This is a genomic window from Halomonas sp. BDJS001, from assembly GCF_026104355.1.
Classification (GTDB): domain Bacteria; phylum Pseudomonadota; class Gammaproteobacteria; order Pseudomonadales; family Halomonadaceae; genus Vreelandella.
Window position 1 is genome coordinate 842,316 of the sequence record NZ_CP110535.1, and the last position, 14,820, is coordinate 857,135.

The following is a 14,820-nucleotide window of genomic DNA, read 5'->3' on the forward strand; positions in this document are numbered from 1 at the left end:
CATGACTATATGTGCGTGCAGCGACGGTTTCTGAAGATATCAGTGTACTAGTCCCGGTGGCTGCGAAGGTGAGGTTATCTGTTGCTGCCAAACTCCCTATCTCGAATTCCGAACCTGAAATATTTCTGAATTAGTTGTCATCAACTTGGCATTGCTACTGTATTTAAGGCTACATACCTAACTCTGGCCCATCGTAGCTACGTTGTTTGCGTTGGCGTTTGCTGATCGTTTTCTGGCGTTCCTTATCCGGCATGCTGTGGTAGTGCTCCCGTAGCATTTTCTTTAATTCAAGCACATAGGGTTCGTTCTCAATAGCGACCACATAAACATATTGGGGGAGATGACCGGTTGTACCGCTACCGAGGATGCTCAGTGCGTCCTGGAACGTGTCGAATGTCTCGCCTATATCAGATTGCGCATTACATAAGCCAAAACTAACAAAACTAGCCCAGTCCCAGCCACTGGTTCGAACATCGAGTGGAAGGTTGCGTGCTTCAGGTGATTTTTGCATATCCAGTACGCGTTGTTGCAGAAGCTCCGCTGAACTTACGGTAGGTACGGGGCAAAATGGTGTGGTCTGGGACTCGTGATAGAACAGGTAGTAGCCAGCGCGTGGAAGTTTGGAAAGCTTAGGAAGCTGGCCCTTAGTGCTACCTATATTGGCAATACCCTGTTTCGCTCGCTTAGCTTGCAAGAGCACTGCTTTTCGACATCTCATTCCACCCACATTTAATGTAATGATTACACCGATATCGGCGCCAGTACGGGCTTCTTCGCGTGTGTTAGCTAGCTGAAGAGTTCCCAAGTAAGAGTAAGATGATGGGTAGCCGAAAGCCTGAATCCGCTTGGCAGCCCATCTCGTAAGCCAGTTTTCAACATTGGCACTGAAGCGCCCATTCAGCATGTCCTCATGTGCAGTTACCCCCGCCATCTGCTGCTCACACTGCAACATAGCCCAGTAAATAGTCCAGAGCACATCGATGTTGAAGTTCAGAGGCGATGCAGCCTGCAAAGAGAGCAATTGCCACTGGTCTGCAGGGTGGGAGCAGGAAGCTATTTTCTCGGCGGAAGCGCTACACATACTAGTAATGGCGAGCTTGGCTGATGCCCTAGCAATGTCGCTGAAGCCACCTGTGACGAGTAAGCCATTATGGCTACGATATGCTGCATTAAGTATGTCTTCTGCTTCTTGCTGCCAATCTGCGTATCTATCCTTTGAGGGGCGCGCTTGGAAGACGAGCTTTGGGAGCAGTGTAGTAGCATCTGCGATGTGGCCATTTTGTATCAATGCAGTAATCTTTTCGAAATGCCCAGCAAAATCACCAGCCAGCCAACCTTCGCCGCCCGCGGCTGCTATCGGTGATGCGGCGCCCTTTTGAAAATCAGTGAGAGCTTTATATTGGGAGCGATAGGACTTTAGTGCCGCACTCTGTTCGGGTCGCCTGCTGCGTTCTACTTCTACCTTATGATTATGCGCATCAATAGCAACAGCTCGCAGCGTTCGGTTTGTTGGAGCATCGAACTTGCTGGCCGCTAAGGCATGCTCCTCTTGAGCATGCTTCCATTCGCGCCAAGTGTGAAAAGTGAGTGCTGGGTTGAAAAGCCAACCTAATCTATCCTTGCGTTTGGCGTTCAGGAAGCGCTTTCTGCATATTTTCATTTGAGAATAAGTAGGCTTTAGATTGTCTTCGCGCTCTTGAGCCTCTTTACGTAAGGCCAAGCTATCAATTTCGCGGATTACTTGCTCAGTCACCCGTATTTTTTGCTCGAGGTTCTGGGTGGCGCTACCAAGAAATGATGTGAGTCTATGGCTGGTAGTTTTAAGCATTTTGCGTTCTGGGGCTTCCATGGATGGTGTGCTCTGCTTATTGTTCAAAAATTTAACTTGCATGATTGCTAATAATGATTAGTTGACAAAAGTGCTTTCAACATTCAAGCCAAAGTGCCACTCAGATAGGGTACAGAAAACCTATCTCTGTGATGGAGGGCTGACTGAAAAATATCAGAAGCCCAGTCAGTCACTATTCACGGGCTATAGCGGTAATTTATCCACCGAGCGGCGAAGGAGCCGCCCCTTACTCTCCACGTCTTAAATCGTCAGCTCACTTTATTCCTTCTGCTCACGGCCGACTCTTACTCTTGGGAAAGTTGGCCTATCTCTTGGCGACACTTACGTAATTGAATTAAACACTCATTTAAACCAGAAGTTTTTTTAGCGGTGAAATTAATTCGCGGTCAGGCTCATTGCCATCGTGCGGCATTCGAACTTCTTTCGGATGCGAACAGTGACGTCTATCTAAATAGAATCGTATAACTTTCTCCTTCATTTTTTAGATGAGTATTAAGAAAATAATATCAGAAGCTGAGGTCTCTGTGCTTGTACTGTGAGGCTGTCCTAAAGGACAGGTTGTCAGCTCGATAATTTAGGGAGATATTTGTTTGGAATAATTAGGTGCAATTATCATGTAGCCAATGATTTTTAATCCGCAATTAAGTCACTCTTAAATAAGGGGGATATATGGATAAAAATTATAATATGTCGATAACATTTGATGATATTCCTGTTCATGGTTCAGTCGCTGGAGAAATATCTAGAAAAGATATAGTTGATTTTATACTTAGTGCCACAAAAAAGCATGATTTGCCATCTATGGTGGGATTCGTGAATATGGGTAAATTAAAAGAAGGAGAAAAAAACCATGAGGAGGTAGTGGACGAATGGGTATCACAAGGAGGCATGCTGGGGAATCATACGTATTCACACTTAGATTTAAGAGAGGTAAGTGCGCAAGAATTTGTTTGTGATATCAGAAAAACCAAGAATTAATAGTGGATAAAAAAACAACACAAATTTTTTCGGTATCCATATTTACTTGAAGGGGATAGTTACGAGAAGTTAGTTTATATTAAAAATTACTTGGATAGTAATGGGTACAAAGTTTGTCCTGTCTCAGTTGATTTTCTTGACTTTCTCTGGAATGAGCCAGTTGCATGGTGTATCAAAAATAATAAATATTCTAACATTGAGAAGTTGAAAGAACTTTATATAAAAACAGCATTATGTAAAATCAAGTCAGCTAAAGAGATATCCTTGAAATATTATAAGAGAAATATTAACCATGTTATGTTGTTACATGCGGGAATAGCAACAGCTATTTTTTCAATGATTTGATTGATGAAATAAAGAATGAAGGTGTAAACATAGTAAATGTACAAGATTCAATGCAAGATCCTTGTTATATGATTTCTCCTTTAATTGTTAGTAAAAAAGGACGAAACCATCTAATGAAAACAGCATTTATACATGAAGAAGATTTGTCGAGTTATCCCCAAGTGCCTAGGTCGCTGATAAATGAAATAGGCTATAAAAAATAATTATGATTACGTTTCTGTTTTTTTAATAATAGCAATAGCTCAGCTTAGCTTAGGGTTAAGTCTACCTTCTTTACCTGAAATATCTGAACTTTTGCACTTCAATGAAATAGACGAAGCTAATTATACGCTGTATTTTTTATGCGGGATTTTTATTTCTCAAGTGTTTGTTGGTTTTCTTTTTTCAAGGCTCAGTAAGTTTAAATTAATTATTTTAGGGTTGACTATATTCCTTTTTGGATCAACTTTGACAATATCTCCTTGCTCAGGAAATGTTTTTCTACTAGGTAGAGCTATACAGGGAGTGGGCGTGGGTTCTTCTACAGTTTTAGTAAGGGCTTTGCTGAAAGATTTTTTTAGCGGTAAACAGTATTTGATGACAGGATCTAAGTTGTATTCATATAATGCTTTAATACCTGCAGTATCACCTGTGATAGGAGCATTCATATACGTTTATTTTGGTGTTAATTCTGCACCATACTTACTCTCTCTTATTACATTGGTGGTAATTTTATTGTTATTAATAAATAGGAGGGAGTTTTTATTTACAGAAAGGAAAGATAGGCTTGAAGCTAACTATAAAACAAGGTGTCAGTATTTCTCAATAATTAAAAATAAGACATTTCTAGGGCTAACTGTTGTTTCTGGCTTGATCTATTCTGGAGAAATAGTCTTTATTAGTAGATCGCAAACAATACTGCAAAAAGAATTGCTGGAAACACCAGTTGTGGCTGGAAGTATTGTTACTTTTACTATATTCGGATTTTTTATAGGGGCTCAGTTATCAAAAAGATAGTAACTAATAAAAACATAATTAAAATAATACATTCAGGAGTTTTGATATGTTTATTATCAAGTGTTTTAGGCTTTGGGTATAAATCCATACCAATAAACACTTCAATAGTAATATTTTTCACTATGAGTCTGTATATGTTTGGTGCAGGGTTGGTTTATATTAATGCGTCACTTCTTGCCATATCGGAAGTGGCAAAGTTTTCTGGCGTGGCAAGCTCTTTATTGTCTATTTTTCAAGGGGCGCTTGTCTTAATTGTAGCCAATACAAAATTAGGAATAAGTATGTTAGATGAATACTTAGTTATACAGATTTTATGCTCTCTGTTGGCATTGTTGATTATTATATGTTTAGTAAAAAAGAGGTCTGAATATGTACTGTGATATGAAAAAAATTATTGAGTCGGTAAAAAGGGAAAAAAGAATAATTGTTATAGATAAAAATGATAAAAAGGTATTTAGTAATGGAACTTTGCTTGAGATGGCAAAGGAGTTTTCTCAAAAATTTAGTATTTTAGAAGGAGAGATATGTTGCATATATATAAGTGATATATTTAGTCAATTAGTTGCATTTTGGGGAACAATTCTTGCAGGAGGAGTACCTGTTTTGGTGCAATATGAGGATGAATTATTGAGTAGTCCATCAACAAAATTCTTATCTGCTATTAAAAGCTGTAAGTCTAATTATTATATAATACTATTGAATGGTAGTTTTGTCTTGAAAGAGTCTAAGTCTGATTTATATCAGCACAAAAATTTAGATTTCGATTTCATTCAACTCAGTTCTGGAAGCACGGGTACTCCTAAAGCAATTAAAATGTATTGGAGTAGCATAGAAAATAATATAGCAATAAACAAAGATTATTTTTCTAAGCTTGGAATCGATATCCAAGGTGTATCTCTTAACTGGCTAAGGCTTGATCATGTTGTACCTATAGTTACAATGCATATCTACGATATCGCTTTAGGAAACGATCAAGTAATTGTAGAAACTTCTCATGCTTTAAAACATCCGGAAGCAATATGTAAGGCTATTGAGTACTATAAAGTAAAAAGAACTTGGTCTCCAAATTTTGGAGTTAAAATGCTATCAAAATTTTTGGAAAGAAGTAATTATGATTTTGATTTAAGCTCTTTAAATATTTATCTAAATGCTGGTGAGCAAGTAACACATGAAGCTATGAAGCATATGGTTAAATCTGGGAAGCGGCATGCGTTAAATCCTCAATCGTTATTTTCTTCTTTTGGAATGGCTGAGCTATCTACTATAGTAAGTAATTCACAATGGTATTACAGTAATAGGCATGATAATTTTGTTTCTTGTGGATCTTTGCTTAATGGTCTGGATGTTAAAATCACTAACAAAGATATGTTTGGAGTAGGTGAGCTTTACTTTAAGAGTAAAGATTTGCTTAATGGAGAGCGTTACTACCTGGATGAAAATAGTAACCATGAATCATACGATAGAAAAAGTGGTTGGTTTAAAACGGGCGATCTAGCTTTCATGAAAAGTGGAGAGCTTTATATCTGCGGTAGAGAGAAAGAAGTTATTATTGCTAAAGCAGAAAAAATATACCCACATATAATTGAAGAGATGATTAATAATTTTTACGGCCTAAGAACAGCCTGCGTACCTATTTTTAATAGTGGTAAAGGCTCTAATGATATTGGGATCGTTGTAGAAGGAGAAAGACATAACGTTGTTGATAAAGATATTGTAAATAAGATTAAAGAGGAGGCAGGCGTTACTATCCGTAAAATCATCAGTGTAGAAAATAAAATGTTTCTAGTTACAACTAGTGGGAAAGTAAAACGATCTGAAATGTCAAAATATTTTGAGGATAAATAAATGAAAAAGGTTCTAATTACTGGAGCAACTTACGGACTTGGGGCTTCTTTAAGAGATGTTCTCTTAAAAGAGGGCAGGGAGGTTTTTACAATAGGAAGATCAACAATTAATGAAATAAACGATAGGCATCATCATTTGACGGGTGACCTAGTAAAACATTCTGATATTAATAGAATAGCCTCAAGTCTTTCAGAGGTAAAGTTTAACTTGATTATACATAATGCCTCTGCATTAGGGGAGATAGGTGATGTGGAATCAATCACCGAAAGTAGCTGGAATGATACATTTATGCTAAACCTTTTTGCACCTTTTTTCTTAACAAAAAAATTGTTGAATAATGTAAATTATGGACGAGTTTTGTTTATCTCATCCTCTGCTGGTGTAGACCCTATACCAAATTTAATCGCTTATTCAATAACAAAATCTGCAATTATATCTTTAAAAGAAAGTCTTAATGTTGGCAGCAGTGAGTATAATATTTGCTATGGTTGTCTTGACCCCGGAATGATAAATACTAGTATGCAAAGTAAGTTAAGAAATGCAACTAGTGATGTTTTTCCGCAATCTAAAAAATTTCAACAGATATATAAGATCGGTTTATTGAAATCTCCGGATGAGTTAGCAATAAGTATCATTGATGCTGTTTCAAATATGAGTGACAAAGAGTTTACATCAGGCATGATAAAGGTGAAATATGGAAGTTAATAAAAGCGACATGACTGGAAAGTCTTATATAATTACAGGTGCTGAAAGTGGAATTGGTCTTTCAATAGCTAAAATGATATTGAGTCATGGAGGTAATGTTGTTATTCATTACCTCCATGACTCATCAATCGAAAAAGAATTAAAAAATAAGTTCGATAGATCTTCGTTTGAGTTGTATCAAGGAGATTTTTCCGATTTAAGTATTCCTGAGAAGTTGTTTAAATACTCTGTAAAAAGGTTTGGGCATATTTCTGGAATCGTTAACAATGCAGCTACGGGAGAACGTGGGGACGTAGAAAAAACCACAGCTGCGAAGTTGTCCAATTCACTGAACGTAAATTTAATTTCTCCTTATATTCTTGCTAGGGAATTTTCTTTTCATATTAAGTCTAGAAAATCATCAGGGGTTATTTTGAATATTGGATCTATTAATGCGTATTGTGGTGAGGATGAGATGATTGCGTATGCCACCTCAAAAGGTGGCTTAATGACACTCACTAAAGCGATGGCTCAAGATTTAATATCATATAATATAAGAGTAAATCTTATTAACGTCGGATGGACAGCAACTAGTGGTGAGGTAGAAAGGGTTAGTAGATCTAAGATATTATCTGAATCAAATAATAAAGTTCCTAAATCTATTAGCCCAAGAGGGAGTTTATTAACACCCGTAGAAGTTGCAAGACATGCTTTTTTTGGATTTCAGATTCGTCATATCCGGCAAATGGGGTTGTATACGAACTAGAACAATATCCATTTTTGGGGCGAAATATGATTCCTTATGTTTGTGATTAATTGCATATTTTAAAATTTTTGAGGTTTGACATGAAAATATTTAAAACTATTGAATTTGAAGAGATTGCTAATTTCTTTCATGAACAAGCAGGAAATAGATTTATCTCCTCAGAGTACCTAAGTCATGAGTATTCAAATGAAAAATCATCTTTTTTTCACTTTTTGATAAAAAAGAACTCATTGCTTGCTTAGGATATGTATTTATTCCAATACATTCAAAAGAAAAAGAATGCATATACAATAGCTATTTATTAGAAAGGTTTTTAGCTCATAAAAAAATAAGAGGAAGCAAGTTTTTTTCATATTTATTTGAAGAAATTAGAGATGATTATCAAGGAGATGTTTTATGGGCGCTAACAGGAGTCACCAATTTTTTTATTAAACGTGGTTTTTTTAAAATTAAGCCAGAGACGTTGCGTTCTTATTATGTTAGGCCAAGGTTAAATTTGTTTAATTATAATAGCTACAAAATTGATAAATATATATCTGAGTGTTCTGTGTTAACTAAAGCGAAATGCTATATAGGAAGCTCTCATGTATCGATGGTTAATTATGATGAGTTTGACAAGGAAATATATAATCGTGTGACAGTTGATGATTTAAAACCTTACTTTTCCAAAGAATATTTAAAATGGTATATGCATCCAACTAAGTTTAGAGAAAGGAAGTTGTTTGAAGTTATTGTTGATAACGAAATTAAAATGTGGGGGATGATAAGTATAACCAAATATATGACTGCAATAATTGATCATATCGCACTGCAAGAGTTAGATGATTGTTGTTCATTGATGATTGAACTAGACCTCTATATTAGATCATTAGGGGTTTTGTCATGTGAGTATATGTATAATCCTAATTCAGTAACAGGTTCAATGGTTTCAAAATCGCTTAAAAAAATAGGTTACAATATTGTTTCTACAAAACCTACATTTGTTTATGCTTCATCATCAATGTCTCTTGAAGGATTTAATACGGAGTGGATTTGTGCCCCTCCTTGCTGGCAGCCTAAAGATGGCGTTATTATTTAAATCCTTTTTTCTGGTAATGTTAGGTACTTTTACATACTGCCTCGAAATTTATGATTTATCAATTTTGAAGCTGACTTTGAAAAAAATATTTCTACTTTTGTTTTGTCTCTATAAATCCATTGATATCGGATAGGTATTATCTAGCAAAGGTTGATTTTATAGTAAGCGATTATTCGAGACATGAAGATATATCTTGAATGGTGGTATCGGTTGCATAGTTTCTGGGTTGTACAATCAGTTCAATAACATGAAAAGTCTACTGTACTATGGGACAGGTGTATTAATGAATTAACTAGTATTACTATTTTAAGGAGTTGATTCAGAGGAAAGGTTATGATTTTATCTTCATTGAATAAAAATCAAATGTTTCATGGTATAGAAGTTGTGGCTTCTAATTACACTGATCTACCTAAATCTAGTCTTGATAAAATTTTTGAACTTAGAAAGAAAGTATTTATTGATAGAAGGAAATGGGATATAGAGAGCTACACTGGAGGGGGTTTAGAATATGATGAATATGATAATGATGAAGCTTACTACATCTATCTGTTAATTAATAACTGTATTTCTGGTTGTGTAAGGCTTCGTCCATCAACATCCCCAACACTTATGACCGGAGCTCTGAAGTGGTTAAAAGAGTCAAGTCAGTTTGACGAAAGTCAGCTTGAGAATAGCTGGGAAGCCTCACGATTTTTTATTACTCCGGATAAGATTAATTTTGGAGCTAAGAAGAGTTTTGATGTAAGAATATATGCTCTGTTTATAAGTATGATTGATTTTGGTTTGAATAGAGGGGTTATAAACTATGAAGTCGTTGTTGATGAAATGATGAGGCGTGTGTTAAGAATGTGCGGGTGGCCCCTCAATGTTCTCAATTCGGGATTTGGGTCATTAAGTGAAAAAGTTTATTATGGAAATCTTCCTTGTTGTCAGAAGGCAGTTAAAGATATTATGTTTATTGCTAATAAGAATAATGAAAGTTGCAATATACATGGTGGTTTTGTCAAATCAAGTTCATGCGCAATGCCTTTGTCATTGCTTGCTTAATATTAACTGAATCTAATTTTTTAATTATATTCTGTGCGTGAAACTTAACAGTTCTTTCGGATATGCTCAGTATTAAAGCAATTTCTCCGTAAGACTTGCCCATTGCAACCCAGTGTAGACATTCCGCTTCCCGTTCTGTGAGACGTCGGTAAGGCTTAAGCCTAGCAAGGGATGGGCGTTGCTGGTGTGCTATGTAACTAATAGTAGATATTAGATATGAATGATTTTGCACAATTTTTTTGAATTCTAAATTTTCTTTACTGCTTGCTAAGTGCATTGACCCAAAAGCACAGCCTGGCTCGTGTACTGGGACAGTAAAACCCTGCTCAATGCCATATTGAGCCGACATGTCAAATATGTGTTTTGATTTATTGTCTTTCCTTAGGCTACCTTTCCAAAAGAAAGCTGCGGAAGTTGTTGAAGAGTGATTGATTATAGGATCATTGCGGTATAAAGCATGCGATTCATAGAGTTTTACCCAATCTTTTGGATAGTTACCTAAAATGACAGCCTTATCAGCCTCGGGTGGTAGATAACCCACATAGACATAGCTGAAGTTAGCGATCCCTATTTTTTCAAAGGCCCACGAAAGTACTTCTACATATTCTGGTGCTCCTTTGCCAATGTTGTGCTGGATTTCAGTCAGAATGTAATGTCCAAGATCACGTATTGATCGCTCGTCAGCTTGAAACATAGATCCTCTAATTATCTCAGCAGATTCAACCTGTCTAGTTCCTGTCACGTTGTATCCTCCAAGGCCAGCGCGTTGTTATGGCTACTTGAACTTACCAATATAGTAGCATGCTTTGTTTTCATCATATGCAGGATAGGAGCGGTGTTGTGTAAAAACGAGGCTACAGTCAGGCCGATCTGGATGTTGAGATCAATGTACTATTCATATTGCTATTCGTACCAGCGAAATCGAAGGTGAGCGCCCGAATGTTGGTTCAGTAAGATCTTCCTTTGCCCGATAGCTGGGATTAGAGCAGGTCGGTTTAACCACACACATAACAGTACCAGAGTCTGAGCCGGTGGACGCAGCTCGTGCTATTCGGTGATGTTTGGTTAAGCAACTACCGAGGACGTCTCGGTAGTTCATTGAGAATATAGGCGTCAGCCCCGCTGTTGCCGTAACACCATCACCCCCGCGATTAAGATCATGCCCATACCCAGCCAAGTCATGGCATCAGGCACTTCGCTGAATAGCAGGTAGCCCCAAAGGCTGGCAAAGATGAGGTAGGCGTAATCAAAGGTGCCGATCAACACCGAAGGGGCAATTTGATAGGCCCTTGCCACCCCGGTATTCACAATGATCAGCAGTAACGCGTAGGCGCCCACGATCAATAACGCTGTGGCGTCTAGCGGTTGCCAACCGGCGAACAGGAAAGGCGCGCGTTCAGCGAGCGATGCTGTGCTGTTGATTGCCACCAGCACGCTGAAAAGACTGCCTGCTGCCAGGAAGGCTAGATTTAATCCCAGGGTGAGAAGTAGGGGGTGTTCTCTTTGGCAGTGGTGGCGAGTGACCAGCATCGCTAGCGCATAAAAGAGGGCGGCAAGCACGGGTAGCAGTGTGGCAGGTGTGAAGGTGTCGCCGCCAGGGCGCAACACCACCACCACGCCCAGGAAACCGCAGAGAATGCCTAGCCAGGCTTGGCGTGAAAGATGCTCGCCCGCCCCAAAAGCAGCCAGCACGGCAATAAACAGCGGTGTGGTGTAAATGGCGACCGCTGCCACCGAAAGCGGAATCAGCGGCAGTGCTGCGTAGTAGGCTATCCACATCAGTAACAGAAGCAGGCTTCTTATCGCCACCCAGCGGTGTGATTTTACCTTGGGGAGGGGGCCTGAATGGCCAATGATCAATCCAAAGAGTATCGGCAGCGATAGTGTTGAGGCGATGACATAGAGTTGCCATAGCGACATACTGGCACTTAGATACTTAACCAGGGCGTCGGTCAACGCCAGCAGAAAGACAGCCCCCACGATAAGGCTTATGCCCTGTAGGATATTATCTTGTGGTTCAGCGGTGGCCTTCATTGCAGCGTTCCAGGTATGGATTCCGCTCTAGAATGCCGCTGCCTCTTGCAGTGCTTCAAACGACTTCTGCGTCACAATGCATGAGCTCAGATTATGGATAACTTCATCAAGTCCCTTCCACCGCTGGCGACGCTGCGCCCCTTTGAGGCAGCCGCCAGACTGGAAAGCTTTTCGCGCGCGGCGGATGAGCTCCACCTGACCCAGGCAGCTATCAGCCGACAGATCCGTGCGCTGGAGGAAGACCTTGGCGTGATGCTTTTCGAGCGCCGTCATCGCCGTGTGTTTCTTACCCGCGAAGGGCGTGAGTTTGGCCGTACGGTCTCCCAGGCGCTGGAAAGTGTCGCCACGGGGGCTCAGGCGCTGCGCGGCGACCCAAATGATAAGCGCGTCGTGTTGTTCTGCCAGTTATGCGAAGCGTTCTATTGGCTGATGCCACAGCTGGCTGACTTCAATCGTCGCTATCCTGACATTGAGATTCAACTGGCGACCTCGACAAGGCCGATTACCGAATTTAGTGGCAACTTCGACATCGCGCTGCAAACCAACGGTAGGCCTAGCGGGAGCCATCGATTGGTGTTTACCGCCGAGGACGAGATCTTTCCAGTCTGCAGCCCAGCTTACCTGAAAGGGGTCACTACGCCGTTGAGCCTCAACACTTTGCTGAACCAGCGGCTACTGCACCACCACGCTGACCCGGCGGATTGGTTGGAGTGGGATGACTGGTTTCGTGCCATGGGGCACTTTGAACTCTCATCAGCGGAGAGTGCTGTGTTCGATAGCTATCCACTGCTACTGCAAGCGGCTGTCGCGGGGCACGGTATCGCCTTGGGATGGCGGCGCACGACGCAACGCTTAATTGAAAGTGGCGAACTGATCCGCCCGGTGGCCGAGAGCTTGCCCCAGCACGATGCCATCGCCCTATACACACGCCAGGGCGCGCCCCAACGCCCTGGCAGCGAAGCGTTATTGGGCTGGCTGCGTGAGGTGTTGGGTGAGAAGTGACGCTAGGGCTTGGTTTGCATATGGTCGCCGTTAACCAGATGGAGGGCAGAGCGATTATTACGCCTCTTCATCACATCGTGTGAATGTTTTCCAGGTAGCCGAGCATGCTATTCTGGCTTGGATCGATTGTCAGAGGTCTCCATGGTCAGCAACCATCACGATACCGGCTACAAAGAGCTGTTTAGTTATCCTGAATTTGTTCAGCAACTCATCGAAGGCTTTGCGCCCGCCGAGATTGCCCGGTTAATGGATTTTTCTACCCTGAAGAGCCAGAGCGGCAACTACATTACGCCACTGTTCGAAGAAAAAATTGAGGACGTGGTGTGGTCAGTCAACGTTAACTGGCAAGGGGTGACGCAAGAGGTGTACCTGTACATCTTGTTGGAGTTTCAGTCCTCGGTGGATCGCACCATGCCGGTTCGGCTGATGCACTACGCCGCTTGCTTCTACAGTGAGTTGCTCAAGCAGAAGGTCATCACACCCGGCCAGGGCTTACCGCCGGTGTTTCCAGTAGTGCTTTATAATGGTTCAGAGCGCTGGACGGCATCGTTAGACCTATATGACATGATCATGCCGGAACCGCCGGGTCTGCTACAGGTCTACCAGCCACGCATGCGTTATTATTTAGTCGATGAAGGGCGCTATACTGATGAACAGTTAGGCTTGGTGCGGTCGCCGTTAAGCGGGGTGTTCAGTATCGAGAAGGCCTCCACAAATCGCCAGGGGCTGCAAAAAGCCGTGGATCGGATTGTGGCGATTATTCAGGCCGATCCTGACAAAGAGCGTATCGACAAGATTATTACCCGCTGGCTGAAACGCCACTTGCAGCGGCTCGGGGCTGAGGTCGACCTCAATCAGCTCAACAGTTTGGTGGAGGATAAAGACATGTTGGCAGAAAATTTGGAAAACTGGGCTCAGCAAGAACGCCAAGTAGGCATTCAGGAGGGCGAAAAGCTGGGTATTGAGAAAACAGCCCGTAATCTGCTCAAGCTGGGGGTGCTGAGTGATGAGCAGATTGCTGAAGCGACAGGCCTGGCGCTAGATGAAGTGGCTAAGCTGCGCACTGAAGGTAAGCGCTGACCTGCTTTTATTTACGTATTCCCACTTCATACATCGAACGAAAGGGCAGTCCAAATGACTGCCCTTTCTGTATTTGGGTGCTGAGGATGGCAGGCATCCCCATGCCATGAAAGTCCCCTGCGTCAGGTTAAGTGTTGCACCTACTGATATTCTTTCTTAAATTTTAATTAGGGAGTTAAAAGAGACACTTGGGTCTATCTATTTAGATGAACGTCGGCAAGCATATGAATTGCTGCTTCAATGGTTGTCAATTGACAACCATTGAAGGGGGCTTCATACTCAGAGGCAAATAATGACTCGTACAGCACATCCGAAAAAAGAGATCGAAACTGCCCTCAAACATGCGGAAGCGGAGGGCTGGCGAGTTGAAGTCGGCGGTAGTCACGCCTGGGGCAAGATTTACTGTCCCTATAATGATGATGAATGCCGCTGCGGTGAGTTTTGTATCGCGAGCGTGTGGAGTACACCGAAAAATCCCGGCAGCCACGCCCGGGCAATTCGGAGAGTGGTGGACAAGTGCTCGACCCACAAGCGTCGAGACTAAGCGGAGCCAGAGGATTGAAGAATGGAATATGTTTTTACGCTGAAATACCAACTGGCTGATAGTGACTCTGACCTAGATGCGCTAGTGGAGCGTTTGGGTGCTGCCGGTTGCGATGATGCTCTGGTGGGCGTGGGGCAGCCGGGCCGCTTGGCGCTGGAATTCTCTCGTGAAGCGGGCAGCGCCGAGGAAGCGGTTCACACTGCCCTGGTTGACGTAAAAAAAGCGATCCCTTCCGCGCGGCTGATCGAGGCTTCGCCGGATCTTGTTGGCCTGACGGATGTAGCAGACGTTGTGGGCGTTTCGCGACAGGCAATGCGAAAGCTGATGCTCACCCACCGAGCGACGTTTCCTGTGCCGGTTCACGAAGGCAGTGCCTCCATCTGGCACCTGGCGGAGGTGCTTGACTGGTTGATGACCCGAGGGGGTTACCAAGTTGATGTTGGCGTGCTGGATATTGCGAAAGTAGCATTAGAAGTGAATATAGCCAAAGAGGCGATCCGCCATCCGGTTCGTAGCCGCGAGGAAATGGAGTTGCTGACCGCGTAGCCAACAGTTCAATAGTTTGTTGGAGA

14 protein-coding genes are annotated in these 14,820 nt (G+C 41.7%); 11 read left to right on the forward strand and 3 right to left on the reverse strand.

From position 1 onward, the window contains the following. Positions 1-169 precede the first annotated feature (169 nt). Positions 170-1,891: a hypothetical protein gene (locus tag OM794_RS04035; protein ID WP_226251370.1), complete on the reverse strand. Its 1,722-nt coding sequence runs from the start codon at positions 1,889-1,891 to the stop codon at positions 170-172. A 627-nt stretch (positions 1,892-2,518) separates the two neighbouring features. Between OM794_RS04035 and OM794_RS04040 the strand changes: the two genes are divergently transcribed. The 7 genes from OM794_RS04040 to OM794_RS04070 all read left to right on the forward strand — a co-directional run bounded on the left by OM794_RS04040 (position 2,519) and on the right by OM794_RS04070 (position 9,588). Beyond that, the gene (locus OM794_RS04040; protein WP_265154280.1) at positions 2,519-2,827 is read left to right on the forward strand and encodes a polysaccharide deacetylase family protein; all 309 of its coding nucleotides are present in this window, start codon (positions 2,519-2,521) and stop codon (positions 2,825-2,827) included. A gap of 576 nt (positions 2,828-3,403) precedes the next feature. After that, positions 3,404-4,168 carry an MFS transporter gene (locus OM794_RS04045; protein ID WP_265154625.1) on the forward strand — a complete coding sequence of 255 codons (765 nt, stop codon included), beginning with the start codon at positions 3,404-3,406 and terminating at the stop codon, positions 4,166-4,168. 381 nt (positions 4,169-4,549) lie between these two features. Further along, positions 4,550-6,013, forward strand: coding sequence for an AMP-binding protein (locus OM794_RS04050; protein ID WP_226251367.1), 1,464 nt, complete (start codon positions 4,550-4,552; stop codon positions 6,011-6,013). Next, on the forward strand, positions 6,014-6,718 hold the full coding sequence (locus OM794_RS04055; RefSeq protein ID WP_226251366.1) for an SDR family oxidoreductase: 705 nt from the start codon (positions 6,014-6,016) through the stop codon (positions 6,716-6,718). Beyond that, the gene (locus OM794_RS04060) at positions 6,708-7,463 is read left to right on the forward strand and encodes an SDR family NAD(P)-dependent oxidoreductase (RefSeq protein WP_265154281.1); all 756 of its coding nucleotides are present in this window, start codon (positions 6,708-6,710) and stop codon (positions 7,461-7,463) included. The genes OM794_RS04055 and OM794_RS04060 overlap by 11 nt, the downstream gene beginning before the upstream one ends. Before the next feature lie 634 nt (positions 7,464-8,097). Beyond that, on the forward strand, positions 8,098-8,541 hold the full coding sequence (locus tag OM794_RS04065) for a hypothetical protein (protein WP_226251364.1): 444 nt from the start codon (positions 8,098-8,100) through the stop codon (positions 8,539-8,541). A 333-nt stretch (positions 8,542-8,874) separates the two neighbouring features. After that, on the forward strand, positions 8,875-9,588 hold the full coding sequence (locus tag OM794_RS04070) for an acyl-homoserine-lactone synthase (RefSeq protein WP_226251363.1): 714 nt from the start codon (positions 8,875-8,877) through the stop codon (positions 9,586-9,588). On the opposite strand, the gene OM794_RS04075 is transcribed toward OM794_RS04070, so the two are convergent. Next, positions 9,545-10,330: a helix-turn-helix transcriptional regulator gene (locus OM794_RS04075; protein WP_138801342.1), complete on the reverse strand. Its 786-nt coding sequence runs from the start codon at positions 10,328-10,330 to the stop codon at positions 9,545-9,547. The two genes, OM794_RS04070 and OM794_RS04075, sit on opposite strands and share 44 nt — an antisense overlap. 178 nt (positions 10,331-10,508) lie before the next feature. Between OM794_RS04075 and OM794_RS04080 the strand changes: the two genes are divergently transcribed. Then, a complete protein-coding gene (locus OM794_RS04080; protein ID WP_265154626.1) occupies positions 10,509-10,562 on the forward strand; it encodes a DUF4172 domain-containing protein in 54 nt (17 codons plus the stop codon). Between the two features lie 139 nt (positions 10,563-10,701). On the opposite strand, the gene OM794_RS04085 is transcribed toward OM794_RS04080, so the two are convergent. Continuing rightward, complete coding sequence (locus OM794_RS04085; RefSeq protein ID WP_226251362.1) at positions 10,702-11,622, reverse strand: DMT family transporter; 921 nt, start codon at positions 11,620-11,622, stop codon at positions 10,702-10,704. Between the two features lie 93 nt (positions 11,623-11,715). On the opposite strand from OM794_RS04085, the gene OM794_RS04090 reads away from it, so the two are divergent. The 3 genes from OM794_RS04090 to OM794_RS04100 all read left to right on the forward strand — a co-directional run bounded on the left by OM794_RS04090 (position 11,716) and on the right by OM794_RS04100 (position 14,794). Beyond that, positions 11,716-12,624, forward strand: coding sequence for a LysR substrate-binding domain-containing protein (locus OM794_RS04090; protein ID WP_226251361.1), 909 nt, complete (start codon positions 11,716-11,718; stop codon positions 12,622-12,624). Positions 12,625-12,765: 141 nt separating this feature from the next. After that, entirely contained in the window at positions 12,766-13,704 is a 939-nt protein-coding gene (locus tag OM794_RS04095) for an Rpn family recombination-promoting nuclease/putative transposase (protein WP_226251360.1), read from the forward strand. Between the two features lie 565 nt (positions 13,705-14,269). Then, complete coding sequence (locus OM794_RS04100) at positions 14,270-14,794, forward strand: helix-turn-helix transcriptional regulator (protein WP_226251359.1); 525 nt, start codon at positions 14,270-14,272, stop codon at positions 14,792-14,794. The last annotated feature ends 26 nt before the right edge of the window (positions 14,795-14,820 follow it).